Source organism: Streptomyces sp. NPDC029292 (assembly GCF_055569295.1).
Genome location: NZ_JBVHXR010000002.1, coordinates 239,518 through 257,950 on the forward strand (window position 1 = coordinate 239,518; position 18,433 = coordinate 257,950).

The window sequence follows — 18,433 nt, forward strand, 5'->3', positions numbered from 1 at the left end:
GCCCCCGGAGTGGGAAAAAGCGCAGGTCAGACCAGTTGCTTCACAGACATGAGCAGATGCCGATGCCCTGCGCCCGGCTCGTCACCGGATCCGGTCCCTGCCTCTTTCCCGCTCCCGCTCCCGCTCTTGGTCGCGGTCGCGGTCCCTGGTTCGGTAAGGAGCGCCCGCTGCCCCGGTCCCAGCAGCTCCAGCCGCACTCGCGGTCCCTCGAAGGAGTTCAGGGCGTCCAGCAGATACGCCGGGTTGAAGGCGACGGTCACCTCGTCCGCGCCGGTCAGCGTGGCCGGCAGCCGCTGGGAGGCCACGTCGTCCGCGTATCCGGCGCGCAGCAGCACGGATCCCTCGGCGCCCTGACCGCCGGTGAAGTCCAGCCGTACGGGACTGTTCTCCTCGGCGACGACGGCGACCCGCCGCACCGCCTCCGCCAGCGCGCCGCACTCCACCTCCGCGACCGCCGCGTCCGGCACCGAGAACAGCGAGCCGTGCCGCGGCAGCCGCCCCTCCATCAGCCGCACCGCCGTGCGCATCGCCCCGCCCTCGAAGCCGATCATGCCGCCGCCCGCGAGGGCGAACCCGATGCGTACGTCACCGGAGCGGGCCAGCGAGCGGGCGATCTCGTGCAGTCGCCGGGCGGGCAGCAGCGCCTCCACGACCTCGTCGAGGGCCGCCTCGGGTTTCCACGCCAGGGTGCGTACGGCGTACCGATAGCGGTCCGACGCGGAGAGCGTCATCGCGTCGGAGTCGATGCGCAGTTGGACGGCGGTGAGGACGGGCAGGGTGTCGTCGCGCCCGGCCGCCACGGCGACCTGGGACACGGCGGTCGCGAACGCGGCGGCGTCCACGGTGCCCCGCGGCTCGGGCGGCACCGGCAGGGCGGGGTACTCGTCCCGGGGCAGCGTCGACAGGCCGAACCGGGTGCCGCCCGCCTCCACCGTGAACCGCGAGCCCTCCAGAGCACAGGTCACCGGCCCCTCGGGCAGGACCCGGCAGATGTCCAGCAGCCTGCGCCCCAGGACGAGCACCTGCCCGGCCGTGACGGTCTCGGCGTCGGTCTCGATGCGTGCCGCCGCCTCGAAGTCGAACCCCGAGACGCTCAGCCCCTCGGCGCCGGCCTCCAGGAGCAGCCCGCCCAGCACCGGTACGGGCGAGCGCGCGGGCAGCGTACGGGCCGCCCAGGCCACGGCTTCGGCGAAGTCACCGCGGTCGGTCCGGAATTCCATGAACAATCCCCCTGCTCGGGCCAGTTGATCGAGCGGAGGCTATGCGCCACCACTGACAACGAGCTCCGACCAGGGGGAACGTACGAGCTGTGCGTCGTATGGACGGTACGGCGCGGTCCGGCTCGGTCAGTGCGCGAGCACCGGATTCCGCCGCGCCTGCGCCCGCGCCGCGTGCGACCCGAACACCGTGATGGACACGACGCCGAGCACCGCGAGGAGGCCGAGGCTCACGGTCCCGGCCCAGCCGCCCGAGTGGAAGGCGACGGCACCGAGGGTGCTGCCCGCGCTGGAGCCGACGTAGTAGGCGGACTGGTACAGCGCCGAGGCCTGGGCGCGGCCCTCCTTGGCGGTGTGGCTCACGGAGGAGGACGCGACCGCGTGGCCCGCGAAGAAGCCCGCGGTGATCAGGACCAGGCCGAGCAGGACGAGGGGGAGCGAGTCGGCCAGGGAGAGCAGCAGACCGGAAGTCGTGGTGCCGCCCGCCAGGTACAGCGAGCCGCGCCGCCCCAGCCGCGCGACCAGCTTGCCCGCCGTCGACGCCGACACCGTACCGACCAGGTACACCAGGAAGATCGAGCCGATGATGCCCTGCGGGAGCGAGAACGGGGCGTCGGTCAGGCGGTAGCCGATCACCGTGTAGACCCCGCCGAAGACCATCATGAACAGCGCGCCGATCGCGTACAGGCGGCACAGCAGCGGGTTCGCGAGGTGGTCGCGGACCGTGCGGGCCAGCACCCGGGGCCGCAGCGAGCCCGGCTTGAAGTGCTTCGGCGCGGGGAGCAGCAGCCGGAAGGCCACCGCGCAGGCCACGGCGATCACGCCGATCGTGGCGACGGCGACCCGCCAGCCCCACTCCTGGGCGACCCAGCCGGTGATGACCCGGCCGCTCATCCCGCCGACGCTGTTGCCCGCGACGAAGAGTCCGATCGCGGTGATCAGCGCCTTCGGGCGGACCTCCTCGGCCAGGTACGCCGTCGCCGACGCCGGAAGTCCGGCGAGCGCCGCACCCTGGACCGCCCGCAGCGCGACGAGCGCGCCGATGGAGGGGGCGAGGGGGACCAGCAGCCCGACCGTCACGGCCACCGCCAGCGACGCCGTCATCAGCGTCCGCCGTCCGAACCGCTCCGACAGCGCGCTCATCGGGAGCACGAACAGCGCCAGCGCGCCGGTCGCGGCCGACACCGTCCAGCTCGCCTCGCTCGCGGTGACCCCGAAGTCCGTGGAGAGGAGCGGGAGGAGGGCCTGGGTGGAGTAGAGGAGCGCGAAGGTCGCGACACCCGCGAGGAAGAGGGCGAAGCTCATCCGGCGGTAGCCGGGCCCGCCGGGGGCCATGCGGGTGTCGACGACAGGGACGGAGGCGGTGGCGCCCACGGTGGTGGACGCCCCGGTACTGGCGGAAGGCATGCTTCGAAACTAGAGAGCCCACACTCATCCGTCCAATGCATGGAAACCCCATAATCGTTCCCATGGTGCATCAGCAGAGGTCAGAAGCTCACCTGTCACCGTCCAGTGACACAGAAGACAGCGCGAACATGTCGAGGTTGCTCGCTCCACGGCTCGCGTACTTCGCCGGAGTCGCCCGCACCGAGCACGTCACCCGGGCCGCGCAGGAGATGCAGGTCCCGCAGTCCACCCTGTCGCGGGCCATGGTCCGGCTCGAACAGGACCTGGGCGTCGACCTGTTCGCGCGCAGGGGTCGTACGGTCTCCCTCACGGCCGCAGGGCGTACGTTCCTCGGCTCCGTCGAGCGTGCCCTCGCCGAGATCGAGCGGGCCGCCGACGAGGTGCGCGCGGACGCCGACCCGGCCACCGGCAAGGTCGCCTTCGGCTTCCTGCACACCATGGGCTCCGAGACGGTCCCCGGCCTGATCCGCGCCTTCCGCGCCGACCACCCCCGGGTCCGCTTCAGCCTCGTCCAGAACTACGGCGAGGCGATGCTGGAACGGCTGCGCTCCGGCGAGTTGGACCTGTGCCTCACCTCGCCGGTACCGGACGCGCCCGACCTCGTGGGCCGCCGCCTCGACGAGCAGAAGCTCCGGCTCGTCGTCCCGGCCGACCACCGCCTCGCCGCCCGCAAGCGCATCCGCCTCGCCGAGGCCGCCGACGAGACCTTCGTGACCCTCGAACCCGGCTACGGCATGCGCCGCATCACCGACGACCTCTGCCAGGAGGCGGGCTTCAAGCCGCGGATCGCCTTCGAGGGGGAGGAGGCGGAGACCCTGCGAGGCCTCGTGGCAGCAGGCCTGGGAGTCGCCCTTCTCCCGCCACCCGCCGTCGCCCGCCCGGGGGTTGTCGAACTGACGGTCACCGCCCCACGCGCGGTACGCGAAATCGGGGTGGCCTGGCTGGACGGCCACCTGGACACCCCGCCCGTCGCCGCGTTCAAGAAGTTCCTGCTGTCACGGCGGGGACGCCTGCTCCCTGACTGACGGCACCAAGAGCGCCCCTTCAGGGGCGCGGCTGTGACCTCATGCGGCTCCGCCGCGTGGGCGCGACCAGCCCGCCGAAACCCGCAGACAACCTAGTGCCGCAATGCCTTCCCGAAGCCGGAGGCAAGCGGCATACGCAACCCCAACGGCGGCGGCGCCGCGAGCGCATCCTCAACCGGGCGGGACAGAGTCCGGCCGAACAACGCCCCCATGACGAAATCCTCCGCCAGCGCATGGACTTCGGACCGATGCTGGTGCAATCCGTGCCCGTCCGAGTGGACCTCGAACCGGCAGATGTCCCGGTTGGTCTTCTTCGCCCGTGCCGCGAGCCGGAACGACAGCTCCGGATCGGTCCGCTCGTCATTCGTGCCGTGCACGATCAGCACGCGTCGCCCCGCCAGCTGCTTCACCGGTTCGGGTGGCGCGGCCACGTCCTCCTCGGGCAGCCATGGGGCAAGCGCCAGTACGGAGTTGACGGCCGCGTGACCGCCCGCCCGCAGTGCGGCACGGCCTCCCATGTCCACACCGGCCAGGCATACCGGGACGTCCCCGTAGCGGCGTACGACCTCGTCGGCGGCCCAGGACGCGTCGCTCGCCAGGTGCGCCTCGCTGCCGTTCCAGCCGCGAAACCGGTAGTGCACCACGTGGGTGACCAGGCCTTCCGCGCGTCCCGCGCGCGCAAGACGGCGTCCCAACGCGCGTACGGAGGCGGTCGCCATCATGGGGGACGGCCTGCGCGCGGAGATCTCCTCGCCGCCCGGGAGCAGCAGAACCACTCCGCTGACCGCCGTCGGCTCCGGGCCGAGCGCCCTCCCCAGCCGGGCCCGGGGGACCGGCGTCGCTTGCTGTGCCATGACAGAACAGTGTCAGAAGCGACGGTGTACGCCACCCGTCCGCACGGTCACCGTTACATATCGACGGATCCGTACAACAGGAGATCTACGCGCGTAGGGTCTAGAGTGCGAAAATGACGAGCCAGATCCGTACCACCCCGAGCTCGGAACAGATCCGCCGGGCGCCCAAGGTCCTGCTGCACGACCATCTCGACGGGGGCCTGCGCCCCGGGACGATCGTCGAACTCGCCCGCGACACCGGCTACTCGGGGCTTCCCGAGACCGACCCCGACAAACTCGACGTGTGGTTCCGCGAGGCCGCCGACTCCGGTTCGCTGGAGCGGTACCTGGAGACCTTCGCCCACACCTGCGCCGTCATGCAGACCCGGGACGCCCTCGTCCGGGTCGCCGCCGAGTGCGCCGAGGACCTGGCCGAGGACGGTGTCGTCTACGCCGAGGTCCGGTATGCACCGGAGCAGCACCTGGAGGCCGGGCTCACCCTCGAAGAGGTCGTCGAGGCGGTCAACGAGGGATTCCGGGAGGGCGAACGGCGGGCCCGGGAGAACGGACACCGGATCCGGGTCGGCGCCCTGCTGACCGCCATGCGGCACGCCGCCCGTGCGCTGGAGATCGCCGAACTGGCCAACCGGTACCGGGACCTGGGTGTCGTCGGCTTCGACATCGCGGGCGCCGAGGCCGGGTTCCCGCCCACCCGGCACCTCGACGCCTTCGAGTACCTCAAGCGCGAGAACAACCACTTCACCATCCACGCCGGTGAGGCCTTCGGGCTGCCGTCCATCTGGCAGGCGCTGCAGTGGTGCGGCGCCGACCGGCTCGGACACGGCGTGCGGATCATCGACGACATCCAGGTCCACGAGGACGGCTCGGTGAAGCTCGGCCGGCTCGCCTCGTACGTGCGCGACAAGCGCATCCCGCTGGAGATGTGCCCCAGCTCCAACCTCCAGACCGGTGCCGCCGACTCGTATGCCGCCCATCCGATCGGGCTGCTGCGGCGGCTGCATTTCCGGACGACCGTGAACACGGATAATCGACTCATGTCGGGCACCAGTATGAGCCGGGAATTCGAGCATCTTGTCGAGGCGTTCGGTTATTCGCTCGATGATCTCCAGTGGTTCTCGGTCAATGCTATGAAGTCAGCATTCATTCCTTTCGATGAACGACTCGCCATGATCAATGACGTGATCAAGCCCGGTTATGCAGAGTTGAAGTCCGAATGGCTGTTCCAGCAAACCGCCTCCACCAGCGGCTCTGTGGGTCATCAGGCCTGATCAGCGAGATCTGGAAGCGGTCGGGTCTTCACTGCTTCTTCATGACTCGACCGCTTTTTGATGTTTGCCGGGGGCGGCTTTGCATGTTTACGGTTTTGGATCGTTCACATCCCGTCTCACGGATCCAAGGACGCATTCAATATGAAGCAGTCTGCTGCCAAGACCCTCGGTGTCGCCGCTCTCGGTGCCGCCTTCGCCGCAGCCGGCGCGGGTGCCGCGAACGCCGCGCCGGCCGTGCCGGACGCCTCCTCGGCGCTGGACACCGTCACCAAGACGCTGCCCGCGGAGAACGTCGCCACGGCACTGCCCGGCGCGGGTGAGGCGATCACCCAGGGGCAGGGCGCCCTCGGTGCGGGCCTGGCCGCCGCCCAGCCCGTCGCCGCGCGCGTCCTCGCCGCGGGGCCGGCCGCACCCGTGGCCGGGCTGCTCGGCGGACTGCCGCTGAAGGGCCTGCCCACGCACGGTCTGCCGGTGAACGGGGTGCCGCTCGGCTGAGGCCTTCGGGACATACGGACGCCGGTGGGGCGCACCCTGGACGGGTGCGCCCCTTCGGCGCGTCGGGCTGTGGCCGTTGGTTACCAGGCCGTGTGGGCCGCCTTGTCCTCGGAGGGGAAGCGGGCCGCCTTGTCCTCGGAGGGGAAGAGGATCCACAGCGCTATGTAGAGCAGGAACTGCGGGCCCGGAAGCAGACAGGACAGTACGAAGATCACGCGCATCGTGGTCGCGGAGATGCCGAAGCGCCGTGCCAGCGCTGCGCACACTCCGCCGATCATGCGGCCGTTGGTGGGGCGGGCAAGGGCGGTCATCGGGGCTCCTTCGTGAACCGTGGTCCGAGGCTTCCCTGGTGGCCGCCCCGTTGACTTCAACGCTACGGGGACGAAGGGGACCAAGCATCGCTCTATGGTGCGATCCCGACCCTGGGAATCGTCGGGGTCCGACCCTGAGGCGACTCCTCCCGGCGGAGGGCCGCGCGGCGCCGTGTGTCGGCCCGGCGGCGGAGCCTGGTCCGGGCGGCGGGCACGATCGCGAGGTGGGCGAGGGCCACGCCGACGGTGTTGAGCAGCAGGGAGTCGACGTCCACGACCTGGCCGGGGACGCCGGTCTGCAGGAGCGCGATGCCCAGGGACAGGAGGGCGCCGGCGGCGACCGTCCGGACCAGGGAGCCGAGCGGGGAGACGTCGAGCTTGCCGCCCGCCATGGGGAGCAGGACACCCAGGGGGGCGAGGAGGCCCAGGCCCTCTCCGATGCGGCGGGCCGCCTCCTGTGGGCCCAGCGCGAGGTCGGCTCTGATGCCGGCGAACGGCCGCAGGTTGGCGGCGCTCACCCAGGGGACGTCCAGGGGACGCAGCGTGAGCCAGGCGACGAGGGCGAGGTGTGCGACGAGGAGGACACCTCCTGCCACACGGACGCGGGTCACGGCACTGCCGCCGTCTGAGCCTTGACGCTGCACGCCCCCCAAGACGCGACGTCCGGCACGATCGGTTCCGGGGCCCGAGGGTTTTCGCCCCCTCCGCCCCTACCCTTCCCGTACCAGGGGGCTCCGCCCCCACACCCCCGTATCGCGCTTCGCGCTCGTCCTCAAACGCCGGACGGGCTGAAATTGCCCGGTTCGGAGCGGGAGTCGGGGGTGCACTCGTAGGTGCGCAGGGGCGTGGAGTCGGGGCCGCCGAGGAGGACGGAGCCGTCGTCCCGGGCTGCCGCGGAGTCGGCGAAGGTGCAGACGATCTGGGCGAGGGCGGAGGACGTGAGGTTCTGCGGCGGGCTGCTCAGCCGGAGGGTGTCCTCGGGGTCCTTGCCGCGGGGGCCGCCGACCGTCATGCCGCCGCGCACGTCGGTCGTGTAACCGGCCTGCTGCTCGGGCGTGGAGGGCGTCTCGGCGAGTTCGTCGAGGAGAGCCTGGGCCACCAGGACGCGGCGCTCCGCCTCCGCCGTGCCGTCGGGGATGCGCACCGACCGGTCGACCGTCACCAGCTGCGCGGAGCAGAGGAGGAAGACCTGGACCGGGATGCCCCGGGAGGACTGGGTGGAGATGTCCGGGCCCGAGAGGGCGCAGGGCACCCGGGAGGGCGCGGGCCCGAAGTCCGTCGGGACCTGGGTGGAGCGGATGCCGCAGCCCGTGAGCAGTGCGGCCAGCAGCGGGAGGGCGAGCCAGGGGCGTACGCCTCGGAGTCGTGCGGTCGTCATCCGGCGGTGCCCTCCGTGCCGTTCCCGTTCCCGTCGCGGGGATCGTCGGCGATCAGTTCCGACGCGTCCTGGGGCAGGCGCAGGGTGAAGACCGCTCCGCCCTTGGGCGCGTTCGCCGCCGTGATCTCGCCGCCGTGGATGTGCGCGTTCTCCAGCGCGATGGACAGGCCCAGGCCGCTGCCCTCCGAGCGGGGGCGGGAGGCGCTCGCCTTGTAGAAGCGGTCGAAGACGTGCGGGAGGACGTCCTGGGGGATGCCGGGACCGTGGTCCTGGACCTCGATCACCAGGGCGTCGGCCTCCTTGCGCACCGAGACCCGTACCGGCGAACCGCCGTGCTTGAGCGCGTTGCCGATCAGGTTCGCCAGGATCACGTCCAGGCGGCGCGGGTCGAGGCGCGCCATGATGCCGCGCTCGGCGTCCAGGTCCACCGCGTCCAGCCAGGCGCGCGCGTCGATGCACGCGGTGATCTGGTCGGCGATGTCCACGTAGTCCAGGACGAGACGGGCGGTGCCCGCGTCGAAGCGGGTGACCTCCATCAGGTTCTCGACGAGGTCGTTGAGGCGGCGGGTCTCGCTGACGACCAGGCGCACGGCCGGTTCGATCATCGGGTCGACGCTGCCGGTCTCCGCGTCCAGTTCCTCTTCCAGGATCTCCGTCACGGCGGTGATCGCGGTGAGCGGCGTACGGAGTTCGTGCGACATGTCGGCGACGAAGCGGCGGGACGCCTCGTCCCTCGCGCTCATGTCGTCCACGCGTTTTTCGAGGGCCTCCGCCGTGTGGTTGAACGTACGGGAGAGGTCCGCGAGTTCGTCCGTACCCGACACGCGCAGCCGGGTGTCGAGCTTGCCCTCACCGAGGCGGCGGGCCGCGATGCCCAGGCGGTGCACCGGCTTGAGGACCGTGGTCGCGGCGGCCTGGGCGAGGAGGGCCGAGCCGATCAGGGCCAGGCCCGTCGCGATACCCAGGGACCAGGCCAGCGAGTTGAGATCCTTGGCCTCCGGCTCCAGGGACTTGAGCATGTAGCCGGTCGTGGTGCCGCCGATCACCCTCGCGCCGCCCACCAGGTACGGCTTGTCGTGGTCGGTGATCCGCTGCCAGTACAGGTGGTACGCGGACTTGTTGTTCGAGGAGAGCTTCTGCTCTTTGTTCACCGCCTTCTGGAGGGACTTGGGCACGTCCTCCAGCGTGAAGGTGTCCAGCGCGGAATTGCCGACGACGGTCTTGCCGTTCGCGTCCTCGGCGACCAGCAGCACGCTGAAGCGCTGGCTGCTGTTCGCCATCTGCCCGGCCGTGCGCTGGAGTTCGCTCTGCGCCGGGTGCAACGGCAGCATGCTCGCGTGGTTGCTCATCTCCTGCTGGAAGTCGCGCAGCACCGCGTCCTGTGTACGCGTCAGGACGGCCTCGCGGTTGAGCCAGTAGGCGATGCCCGACGCCGATACGGCGGCCGTGAGCGCGACGAGTCCGAACACCACGACCAGGCGCAGCCGCAGACTGGTGAAGCGCAGGCCGGACAGGATCGCCTTGCGCGCCGCGGCCCAGCCGCGGAGCTTGTCCTGCGGTTTGGTCACTGAGGATTGTCCAACCGGTAGCCGACGCCACGCACGGTACGGATCAGGGTGGGAGAGGATGGCACGTCCTCCACCTTGGCGCGCAGCCGCTGCACACACGCGTCCACCAGGCGCGAGTCACCCAGATAGTCGTGCTCCCACACCAGACGCAGCAGCTGCTGGCGGGACAGCGCCTGTCCGGGCCGGCGGCTCAGCTCCAGGAGCAACCGCAGCTCGGTGGGCGTCAGTTGCAGATCCTCGCCGTTCTTGGTGACCGTCATCGCGGCACGGTCGATGACGAGGGAGCCGAACGTCGCCGAGTCGTTCGCCTCGCGCTCACCGCGCCGCAGCACGGCACGGATACGGGCGTCGAGCACCCGGCCCTGCACGGGCTTGACGACATAGTCGTCGGCGCCGGACTCCAGGCCGACCACGACGTCGATGTCGTCGCTGCGCGCGGTCAGCAGAATGATCGGCAGCTGGTCGGTGCGCCGGATGCGCCGGCACACCTCGAATCCGTCGATGCCGGGCAGCATCACGTCGAGGACGATCAGATCGGGCCGCTGCTCGCGCAACAGCTTCAGACCGTCCTCACCGGTGGCAGCGGTGGCCACGCGGTGTCCCTGGCGCGTCAGAGAGAGCTCCAGGGCCGTCCGGATGGCGTCGTCGTCCTCGATCAGCAACAGGGAAGGCACGGACGTCATTCTGGCCCATGTCATGGCCGGGTATCGACCGTTGGAGCGCTCCCACCCATCTCCAGCACAGAAGGAGGGCCTCTCGCGCGTGGCGGGGAGGCCCCAATTGGTCATCTGCGTAGTCGTAACGCTCTTCTCTGTGATCGTGCTGTGGCGCGCCTGCGGATGGGCCCTGTGACAGGTCTGTGACAGTCGGCGGACACGGCCATGAAGTGGCCCGGGCAAGCTTTTCGACACAAGCAAGGAAGCACCGCAGAACGAACCGAAAAGCCGGGACTCCACGACGGGGGGCGCGAGATGAACACGCTGCACAGCACCAGCACTAGCGCAGTTGCAGTTGTCACGCGTCTTCATGACGTCACTCGGAGCACGGAGAAGTCCGGTGCCGTGAGCGGGCGGGGGTGCGCTCGCGGCACCGGGCGTCAGCACACCGCGTACATGACGGTGGTTGACGCGTTCACGGGGGAGAGCCCCGCGGCGGCAGCCGCAATGGGCACGGTCGGGGGGAAGGCTCACGGGGGAGCCGCGTACGGGGAGGCCACGGGGGAGCGTCGTTCGGTGTCGGAGGCGGAGTTCACCGCCTACGTCCAGGAGCGCCGCGCCTCCCTGTACGCAACCGCCTACCACCTGACCGGTGACCGTTTCGAGGCCGAAGACCTGTTGCAGAGCGCGCTGTTCTCGACGTACAAGGCCTGGGACCGGATCAGCGACAAGGCCGCGGTCGGGGGCTACCTCCGCCGCACCATGACCAATCTGCACATCAGCGCGTGGCGCCGCCGCAAGCTGAACGAGTACCCGACCGAGGAGCTGCCGGAGACCGCCGGTGACACGGACGCGATGCGCGGCACCGAGCTGCGCGCCGTGCTGTGGCAGGCGCTGGCCCGGCTGCCCGAACTCCAGCGCACCATGCTGGTCCTCCGTTACTACGAGGGCCGCACGGACCCGGAGATCGCGGAGATCCTCGACATCAGTGTCGGCACGGTGAAGTCCAGCATCTGGCGCTCGCTGCGCCGGATGCGCGAGGACGAGGTCCTCAGCTTCGGCCGTGACGAGGAGGAGTCCTTCGGGGAGCTTGTCGCCTGAAGGCTGTGGGGGGAGTAACAGGTAGGTAGTACGGGGGAAGCGGTACCGGGGGGAACCAACGGGGTCACGGGGGACCACGGGGGAAACGAGAAAGGTCCAGGCGGACGGGGGGTTCGCCTGGACCTCTTTTCGTTTCCGTTCCTCTGTTTCCGTCTTTCGTTCCCTGCCTACGCCGCCGTCGGGCGCGGTGTCGCGCAGCGCCCCGCGGCCGCCGCGGTCAGCCGGCCCAGGGCCTCGTCCTTGTCGCAGGGGTGCGCGCCCAGCGCGGACTGGCGGGCCACGATGGAGCGCTCGGCGCGCATCAGGCGCCAGCCGCGGCGGAGCAGGAAGGGCACCGACTTGCGGCCCTCCTTCAGGTCCCGCAGGAAGCGGCGGCGGAACGTGGTGACCGGGCCACGGGACAGGCACAGCGCGTCGGCGAGTACCCCCAGCTCCCGGCAGCGCTCGACGATCTCGGCGGCGAAGATGCCCTCCGCGATGAACAGCGGCGTCCGCTCGATGCGCAGCGTCTCCGTGCCGGTACGGGCGCTCAGCGAGATGTCGTACACGGGGAGGGTCGTACGTCCCGTACGGCACAGCTCCTCGATCGCGGCGACCGCGGTGTCCGCGTCCCAGGACAGCGGATGGTCCCAGTCGATGTCCGCGCTGCCCTCCACCTGCGGAAGCGTCGGATCGGTGCCCTCTTTGTAGAAGTCGTCGAGGCGGAGCACGGGAAGCCCGGAGTCGGCCGCGAGAAGGGACTTTCCAGAGCCGGAGGGGCCGCAGAGCAGCACCACGCGGGTGGGTATCGGGGGATGGGAACCCAATTCTCTGTACCTTCTGTGACTCGTTCTGGCCTAGCCGCGCTTCGGCACGCCTCAGGACATTATCCCTGCCTCCAGGGCTCCCGGTTGCTCGGACAGCGCGCGCCGGGTGCGCACCGGGGAGAGGAACACGGGCCTGTCCGTGAACGCCCGTGCGATGCCCGGTGGATTATCGGGCTTGTGTCTGTATGTCTGTTGACCCGCACAGGCGAATCCGTCGCCCGGACGGCCCGGAAGGTGAGTCCACTCAACTACTCTGCGTGCAGATCCAGTTGCTCTCCGCTCTTCGAAGAGGAAACCCTGATGGTGCGACACGCAGCCCAGCAGACCGCCATGTCCCGTACCACCGCGCGGATCGCCGCCGCGGTCGGCGTGGTCGCTGCCGGTGTGGCCGCGGCCTCCCCGGCCGTCGCGGACACGGCCCACGTCGTGGACGTCGTGCGCACCCGGCCTACTTCTCTGGACAACATCGACCCGCAGGCGGGCCTGCAGGCCCTGACCGGCACGGTCGGGTACGTCACCGGCCCCGTCGGCGGGCTCAAGCCCAACCCGCTGGCGGGCACCGGAGTCGACCCGCTGGACAACGGGGTCGGCACCCAGCTCGCCGATTTCAAGCCGCTGTCGTCACAGGCACTGACGCGACCGGTCGCGCAGGCGTCGTCGGTGGGCAACATCCCGGTGCTCGGACAGGTGACGGGCCTGCTGCACTGAACCGAGCAGAGACATGAGAGAGCCGCGCTCCCCCTGGACGGAGGGGAAGCGCGGCTCTCCCGTGAACGGGGCCCCGGGGACACTGATCGGGGCCCCGAAACCTCAGTAGGACGATCCGGAGGCGCCCAGGGAACCCGTCGGGTGCCAGACCGTCTTCGTCTCCAGGAACGCCGTGAGGCGCTCGATGCCGGGCGTCTCGGAGTAATCCACAGCCTGTGGACGGACGACCCGCTTCAGGTTGTCCGCGGCGGCGATTTCCAGCTCCTTCGCCAGTACGTCGTCCGCGCCCGCGAGGTCGATCGCGTTGACGTCCTGGTGCGCGGCCAGCGGGGCCGCGATCTCCGCCGTCCTGCCGGACAGGACGTTGACCACGCCGCCGGGCAGGTCGGAGGTGGCCAGCACCTCGCCGAGCGACAGCGCCGGGAGCGGGGACTTCTCGCTCGCGATCACGATGACCGTGTTGCCGGTGGCGATCACCGGGGCGATCACCGAGACCAGGCCCAGGAACGACGACTCCTGGGGGGCGAGGACGGTGACCACGCCCGTCGGCTCCGGGCTGGAGAGGTTGAAGAACGGGCCCGCCACCGGGTTGCCGCCGCCGACCACCTGGGCGATCTTGTCGGTCCAGCCCGCGTACCAGACCCAGCGGTCGATGGCCGCGTCGACCTGCGCCGCCGCCTTGGACTTCGACAGCCCCTCGGCGTCCGCGACCTCCCGTACGAACTGCTCCTTGCGGCCCTCCAGCATTTCCGCGACGCGGTAGAGGATCTGGCCGCGGTTGTACGCCGTCGCGCCGGACCAGCCGCCGAACGCCTTGCGGGCGGCGACCACCGCGTCACGGGCGTCCTTGCGGGAGGAGAGGGGCGCGTTCGCCAGCCACTTGCCCTTGCCCGCCGCGTCAGCGGCTGATGTTGCTGTGGTCACCTCGTACACCCGGCCGCTCTCGGAACGCGGGAACTTCCCGCCCACGTACAGCTTGTAGGTCTTGAAGACGCTCAGACGGTTCTGCCCGGTCTTCTCGGACTTCTCAGACATCGAGGTACGCCTCCAGGCCGTGACGACCGCCCTCGCGGCCGAAGCCCGACTCCTTGTAACCGCCGAACGGCGAGGTCGGGTCGAACTTGTTGAACGTGTTGGACCAGATGACGCCCGCGCGCAGCTTGCTCGCGACGGCCAGGATCCGGGAGCCCTTCTCGGTCCAGATGCCCGCGGAGAGGCCGTACTGGCTGTTGTTGGCCTTGGCGACGGCCTCGTCCGGCGTGCGGAAGGTGAGGACCGACAGCACCGGGCCGAAGATCTCGTCGCGGGCGATGGTGTGCGCCTGGGTGACGTTCGTGAAGAGCGTCGGGGCGAACCAGTAGCCGGAGGAGGGGAGTTCGCAGGCCGGGGACCAGCGCTCGGCGCCCTCGGCCTCGCCCTGCTCGACGAGTGAGGTGATACGGGACAGCTGCTCGGCGGAGTTGATCGCGCCGATGTCCGTGTTCTTGTCCAGCGGGTCGCCGAGGCGGAGGGTGGACAGGCGGCGCTTGAGCGAGTCGAGGAGCTCGTCCTGGATCGACTCCTGGACGAGGAGACGGCTGCCCGCGCAGCAGACCTGGCCCTGGTTGAAGAAGATGCCGGTGACGATGCCCTCGACGGCCTGGTCGATGGGGGCGTCGTCGAAGACGATGTTCGCGCCCTTGCCGCCGAGTTCGAGCGTGACCTTCTTGTTCGTGCCCGCGACCTGGCGGGCGATGGCCTTGCCGACGGCGGTGGAGCCGGTGAAGGCCACCTTGTTCACGTCGGGGTGCTCGACGAGCGCGGCGCCCGTGTCGCCGTATCCCGGAAGGATGTTGACGACGCCCTTGGGCAGGCCCGCCTGGCGGCAGATGTCCGCGAAGAAGAGGGCGGACAGGGGGGTCGTCTCGGCGGGCTTGAGGACCACGGTGTTGCCGGTGGCCAGCGCCGGGGCGATCTTCCACGCCAGCATGAGCAGGGGGAAGTTCCAGGGGATGACCTGGCCCGCGACGCCCAGCGGCTGCGGGTTCGCGCCGAAGCCGGCGTGGTCGAGCTTGTCGGCCCAGCCCGCGTAGTAGAAGAAGTGCGCGGCGACCAGGGGGAGGTCGGCGTCGCGCGTCTCCTTGATCGGCTTTCCGTTGTCCAGCGTCTCAAGGACGGCGAGCTCGCGGGAGCGCTCCTGGATGATCCGGGCGATACGGAACAGGTACTTGGCGCGCTCGGAGCCGGGCAGCGCCGACCACTTCTCGAAGGCCTTGCGGGCGGCCTTCACGGCGCGGTCGACGTCCTCGGCGCCCGCCTGGGCCACCTCGGAGAGGACCTCTTCGGTGCTCGGGCTGACGGTCTTGAAGACCTTGCCGTCGGCGGCCTCGACGAACTCGCCGTCGATGAACAGACCGTACGACGGGGCGATGTCGACGACCGCGCGGGACTCGGGCGCCGGTGCGTACTCGAATGCGGATGCCATGGTGATCAGTCCACCGTCACGTAGTCGGGGCCGGAGTAGCGGCCGGTGGCCAGCTTCTGACGCTGCATCAGCAGGTCGTTCAGGAGCGAGGACGCGCCGAAGCGGAACCAGTGGTTGTCCAGCCAGTCCTCGCCCGCGGTCTCGTTGACCAGGACCAGGAACTTGATGGCGTCCTTCGTGGTGCGGATGCCGCCGGCCGGCTTCACGCCGACCTGGACCCCGGTCTGCGCGCGGAAGTCGCGGACGGCCTCCAGCATGAGGAGGGTGTTCGCGGGCGTCGCGTTCACCGCCACCTTGCCGGTGGAGGTCTTGATGAAGTCGGCGCCGGCCAGCATGCCGAGCCAGCTGGCGCGGCGGATGTTGTCGTACGTCGACAGCTCGCCGGTCTCGAAGATGACCTTCAGGCGGGCGGCGCCCGAGGCCTCCTTCACGGCGACGATCTCGTCGTACACCTTCATGTACTTGCCCGCGAGGAACGCCCCGCGGTCGATGACCATGTCGATCTCGTCGGCGCCCGCGGCGACGGCGTCGTGCACGTCGGCCAGCTTCACGTCCAGGGCGGCGCGGCCGGCCGGGAACGCGGTGGCCACGGAGGCGACCTTCACACCTGAGCCGGCGACGGCCTCCTTGGCGGTGGCCACCATGTCGGGGTAGACGCAGACGGCGGCGGTGCTCGGCGTCGCCCGGTCCGTCGGGTCGGGGTGGACGGCCTTGGCGCCGAGCGCCCGGACCTTGCCCGGGGTGTCCGCGCCTTCCAGCGTCGTCAGGTCGACCATCGAGATGGCGAGGTCGATCGCGTACGCCTTCGCGGTGGTCTTGATGGAACGGGTGCCGAGCGAGGCGGCGCGCGCCTCCAGGCCGACCGCGTCGACGCCGGGCAGCCCGTGGAGGAAGCGGCGCAGCATGCTGTCGGACGCGGTTACGTCGCCGAGGGCGTGTGTGGGGGCACCGCCCACGCTTTCGGCAGTGGGGGAGGGTGCAGTGGTGGGCATGGTCACCAGCCGAGCATATCTACGCGCGTAGCGGCTGTACACCCCCGGGGTTGGGGTGGGGCTGATTTCGCCCCCGCCGCCCCTGCCCGTCCCGACGCGGGGGCGAAAATCGCTCAAGCCCCCACCACGCGCGAGCCCCGCCGCAGGCGTCCGGCACAATCAGGGCCATGACCACCCCGGACCACCAGCCCCCCGTACCGGACGCCTCGCGACCCGAGTCGAAGGACCGGATCTACCGGTCGCCCGCCGGTATCGCGGGCGGCGCCATGCTGCTCGCCATCGCGGGCTGGCTCGGCATCGACGCGCTGATCTCGGGACACGGCCGCACCCCCTGGCTGGCGCTCGCCGGGCTGATTCTCGTCGTGCCGCTGGTGTCCGCCTTCACGCTGCGCCCCGCGGTCTACGCGAACAACGACCGGCTGCGCATCCGCAACCCGTTCCGCGTGATCGTGCTGCCCTGGGGCAGGGTCGCCTCCCTGCGCTCCAGTTACTCCAACGAGGTGGTCGACACCTCCGGCACCAAGTACCAGCTGTGGGCGGTGCCCGTCTCGCTGCGCGCCCGCAAGAGGGCGACCAAGCACCAGATGCGGGGCGCCGCGGCGAACAGCAGTGGCCGGATGTCCCCGATCGGCACCGGGTCCACCCGCGCCCAGACCGACCGGATCATGGACGACCTGCGCGACCTGGCCGAGGTCCGTGCCTCCGCGGAGAGCGCGCAGGGCGAGGTGACCGTGCGCTGGGCGTACGAGGTGATGGGGCCCGCCGTCGCGGGGGCGGTACTGCTCGCGATCCTGCTGGCGGTTGGCTGACCAGCGCCACGCCGGCCCAGCTCAGCCCAGCCCAGCCCCTGAGAGGACTGGGGCACCCCGGATGAGGGTGGCGATGCTCGTACTGTCCCCGTAGCCCCCGTAGCCCCCGTAGCCCTCGTAGCCCTCGTGGTCCTCGTCGCGGTCAGGGCGCGCTCGGCCACACCAGCGCCATGTACGCGCCGCAGTACGCCGATCCCAGGACCGCTGCCGTCAGGGCCAGCGCCCGGAAGCGGCGTGAGGCGCGGGAGAGATGGAGGGCCAGGGGGAGCAGCAGGGGGAAGCCCGGGATGAGGAAGCGGGCGCGCGGGAAGTAGACGCCGCCGCTGCCCAGGACGATCAGGAGCAGGACGCCCGTGAAGACCAGCAGGGGGAGCGGCTGGCGGTCCCAGGCGCAGACGAGGTAGAGCGCCATCGACGCGATCAGCGTCACGGTCACCATCACCAGGAACAGCTCGGGCGTCGAGTCGTGCGCCAGCACTCCCCGCATCCGGCGCAGGGTCTCCGCGCCGCCGTCCCACTCGTTGTGCCACAGCCGCTGTACGGCGAAGTAGCCGTCCCAGCGGCCGAGGCGCAGGCCCACCCAGCCGACGTACGCGAACCAGCCGGCCGGGGCGAGGGCGGCGGCCGCGAGGGCACGGGGCGAGAAGCCGCGGCGCAGGGAGAGCAGGGCCGTGACGGTGACCGCGGCGGCCACCGCGACGCCCGTCGGGCGGGTCAGGCCCGCCATCGCCGCCAGCGCGGCTGCCCACAGCCAGCGGCGGGTGAGCACCGCGTACAGCGACCAGGCGACGCACGCCGTGAACAGGGACTCCGTGTAGCCCATCCACTGGACCAGGCCCACCGGAAGGGCCGCCCACAGGACGGTCAGGAGCACGCCCACGCGGCGGCCGTGCAGATGGCTGCCCACCGAGAAGATGCCCCACGCGGCGAGGAACGAGCACGCGACCGCGGTCACCAGCCCCGTCGTCGCGGGTGTGCCCGGCGTCAGCACCGCGACCGCCTTGACCAGCAGCGGGTAGAGCGGGAAGAAGGCGAGGTTGTTGGAGTTGTACGCGCCGCCGAGATGGTGCGAGTAGCCGTAGTCGGCGATGCCCAGGTACCAGTCCATGTCCCACTGCGTCGCCAGGATCGGCCAGAGGCCGTGGTGCTGTCGGTGGGCCCACAGCGCGAGCGCGAGCAGGCCGGTGGCCCGTACGGCCGCGTAGGCGAGGAGGGCGGGGGCCGCACGGAGTGCGTGGGCGCGGAGTCTGGCCGCGGGGGTGCGCGGGGCTCCGTTCCGGTGGCGCCGGGCGTTCGGGACGAGTTCGCTCGGGGTACTGCGGGGTGGGGCGGACGTCGGCCGGGAAGTGGTCGAGGACACGCGGCAGCTCCTGG

The 18,433-nt window shown here is 70.7% G+C and carries 19 protein-coding genes; 6 read left to right on the plus strand and 13 right to left on the minus strand.

Translation table 11 applies throughout. The annotated features are described in order from the left end of the window. Positions 1 to 26: 26 nt before the first annotated feature. Both dnaN and ACZ4WS_RS05915 read right to left on the minus strand, forming a co-directional pair. Positions 27 to 1,220 (minus strand): DNA polymerase III subunit beta, encoded by a 1,194-nt coding sequence (gene dnaN, locus ACZ4WS_RS05910; protein ID WP_467977547.1) that lies wholly within the window; start codon positions 1,218 to 1,220, stop codon positions 27 to 29. A gap of 126 nt (positions 1,221 to 1,346) precedes the next feature. Further along, entirely contained in the window at positions 1,347 to 2,624 is a 1,278-nt protein-coding gene (locus ACZ4WS_RS05915; protein ID WP_467977549.1) for an MFS transporter, read from the minus strand. A 62-nt stretch (positions 2,625 to 2,686) separates the two neighbouring features. Here ACZ4WS_RS05915 and ACZ4WS_RS05920 point away from each other — a divergent pair, with 62 nt between their 5' ends. Continuing rightward, positions 2,687 to 3,649, plus strand: coding sequence for a LysR family transcriptional regulator (locus ACZ4WS_RS05920; RefSeq protein WP_467977551.1), 963 nt, complete (start codon positions 2,687 to 2,689; stop codon positions 3,647 to 3,649). 92 nt (positions 3,650 to 3,741) lie between these two features. On the opposite strand, the gene ACZ4WS_RS05925 is transcribed toward ACZ4WS_RS05920, so the two are convergent. Then, the gene (locus ACZ4WS_RS05925; protein WP_467977553.1) at positions 3,742 to 4,503 is read right to left on the minus strand and encodes an alpha/beta hydrolase family protein; all 762 of its coding nucleotides are present in this window, start codon (positions 4,501 to 4,503) and stop codon (positions 3,742 to 3,744) included. Between the two features lie 113 nt (positions 4,504 to 4,616). Between ACZ4WS_RS05925 and ACZ4WS_RS05930 the strand changes: the two genes are divergently transcribed. Both ACZ4WS_RS05930 and ACZ4WS_RS05935 read left to right on the plus strand, forming a co-directional pair. Continuing rightward, positions 4,617 to 5,771, plus strand: a complete 1,155-nt coding sequence (locus ACZ4WS_RS05930) for an adenosine deaminase (RefSeq protein ID WP_467977554.1) — start codon at positions 4,617 to 4,619, stop codon at positions 5,769 to 5,771. Between the two features lie 141 nt (positions 5,772 to 5,912). Then, positions 5,913 to 6,266 (plus strand): ATP-binding protein, encoded by a 354-nt coding sequence (locus ACZ4WS_RS05935; RefSeq protein WP_467977556.1) that lies wholly within the window; start codon positions 5,913 to 5,915, stop codon positions 6,264 to 6,266. An 80-nt stretch (positions 6,267 to 6,346) separates the two neighbouring features. Here the strand turns inward: ACZ4WS_RS05935 and ACZ4WS_RS05940 are convergent, their stop codons facing one another. From ACZ4WS_RS05940 to afsQ1, 5 genes are all read right to left on the minus strand, one after another. After that, positions 6,347 to 6,577 carry a PspC domain-containing protein gene (locus ACZ4WS_RS05940; protein ID WP_467977558.1) on the minus strand — a complete coding sequence of 77 codons (231 nt, stop codon included), beginning with the start codon at positions 6,575 to 6,577 and terminating at the stop codon, positions 6,347 to 6,349. A gap of 92 nt (positions 6,578 to 6,669) precedes the next feature. Beyond that, positions 6,670 to 7,221 carry a VanZ family protein gene (locus ACZ4WS_RS05945; RefSeq protein ID WP_467977560.1) on the minus strand — a complete coding sequence of 184 codons (552 nt, stop codon included), beginning with the start codon at positions 7,219 to 7,221 and terminating at the stop codon, positions 6,670 to 6,672. A gap of 128 nt (positions 7,222 to 7,349) precedes the next feature. Then, a complete protein-coding gene (locus tag ACZ4WS_RS05950; protein ID WP_467977562.1) occupies positions 7,350 to 7,955 on the minus strand; it encodes a hypothetical protein in 606 nt (201 codons plus the stop codon). Next, positions 7,952 to 9,523 (minus strand): ATP-binding protein, encoded by a 1,572-nt coding sequence (locus ACZ4WS_RS05955; RefSeq protein ID WP_467977563.1) that lies wholly within the window; start codon positions 9,521 to 9,523, stop codon positions 7,952 to 7,954. The genes ACZ4WS_RS05950 and ACZ4WS_RS05955 overlap by 4 nt, the downstream gene beginning before the upstream one ends. Beyond that, positions 9,520 to 10,197: a two-component system response regulator AfsQ1 gene (afsQ1, locus tag ACZ4WS_RS05960; protein WP_099505496.1), complete on the minus strand. Its 678-nt coding sequence runs from the start codon at positions 10,195 to 10,197 to the stop codon at positions 9,520 to 9,522. Before afsQ1 ends, ACZ4WS_RS05955 begins: the two co-directional genes overlap by 4 nt. 297 nt (positions 10,198 to 10,494) lie before the next feature. On the opposite strand from afsQ1, the gene ACZ4WS_RS05965 reads away from it, so the two are divergent. Continuing rightward, positions 10,495 to 11,280 carry a SigE family RNA polymerase sigma factor gene (locus ACZ4WS_RS05965; protein ID WP_467977566.1) on the plus strand — a complete coding sequence of 262 codons (786 nt, stop codon included), beginning with the start codon at positions 10,495 to 10,497 and terminating at the stop codon, positions 11,278 to 11,280. 167 nt (positions 11,281 to 11,447) lie between these two features. Here the strand turns inward: ACZ4WS_RS05965 and ACZ4WS_RS05970 are convergent, their stop codons facing one another. After that, the gene (locus tag ACZ4WS_RS05970) at positions 11,448 to 12,086 is read right to left on the minus strand and encodes a uridine kinase family protein (RefSeq protein ID WP_467977568.1); all 639 of its coding nucleotides are present in this window, start codon (positions 12,084 to 12,086) and stop codon (positions 11,448 to 11,450) included. Between the two features lie 300 nt (positions 12,087 to 12,386). Between ACZ4WS_RS05970 and ACZ4WS_RS05975 the strand changes: the two genes are divergently transcribed. Then, positions 12,387 to 12,794 (plus strand): hypothetical protein, encoded by a 408-nt coding sequence (locus tag ACZ4WS_RS05975; protein WP_467977570.1) that lies wholly within the window; start codon positions 12,387 to 12,389, stop codon positions 12,792 to 12,794. A gap of 102 nt (positions 12,795 to 12,896) precedes the next feature. Here the strand turns inward: ACZ4WS_RS05975 and ACZ4WS_RS05980 are convergent, their stop codons facing one another. Genes ACZ4WS_RS05980 through deoC form a run of 3 tightly spaced genes read right to left on the minus strand, consistent with a single transcriptional unit; the run spans position 12,897 to position 16,250 of the window. Then, entirely contained in the window at positions 12,897 to 13,829 is a 933-nt protein-coding gene (locus tag ACZ4WS_RS05980) for an aldehyde dehydrogenase family protein (protein WP_467977572.1), read from the minus strand. Next, positions 13,822 to 15,258 (minus strand): aldehyde dehydrogenase family protein, encoded by a 1,437-nt coding sequence (locus tag ACZ4WS_RS05985; protein WP_467977573.1) that lies wholly within the window; start codon positions 15,256 to 15,258, stop codon positions 13,822 to 13,824. Before ACZ4WS_RS05985 ends, ACZ4WS_RS05980 begins: the two co-directional genes overlap by 8 nt. Positions 15,259 to 15,263: 5 nt before the next feature. Then, positions 15,264 to 16,250 (minus strand): deoxyribose-phosphate aldolase, encoded by a 987-nt coding sequence (gene deoC, locus ACZ4WS_RS05990; protein WP_467977574.1) that lies wholly within the window; start codon positions 16,248 to 16,250, stop codon positions 15,264 to 15,266. A 167-nt stretch (positions 16,251 to 16,417) separates the two neighbouring features. Between deoC and ACZ4WS_RS05995 the strand changes: the two genes are divergently transcribed. Continuing rightward, positions 16,418 to 17,059: a PH domain-containing protein gene (locus ACZ4WS_RS05995; protein WP_467977576.1), complete on the plus strand. Its 642-nt coding sequence runs from the start codon at positions 16,418 to 16,420 to the stop codon at positions 17,057 to 17,059. Between the two features lie 142 nt (positions 17,060 to 17,201). Here the strand turns inward: ACZ4WS_RS05995 and ACZ4WS_RS06000 are convergent, their stop codons facing one another. Next, positions 17,202 to 18,419 (minus strand): hypothetical protein, encoded by a 1,218-nt coding sequence (locus tag ACZ4WS_RS06000; protein ID WP_467977577.1) that lies wholly within the window; start codon positions 18,417 to 18,419, stop codon positions 17,202 to 17,204. Positions 18,420 to 18,433 lie beyond the last annotated feature (14 nt).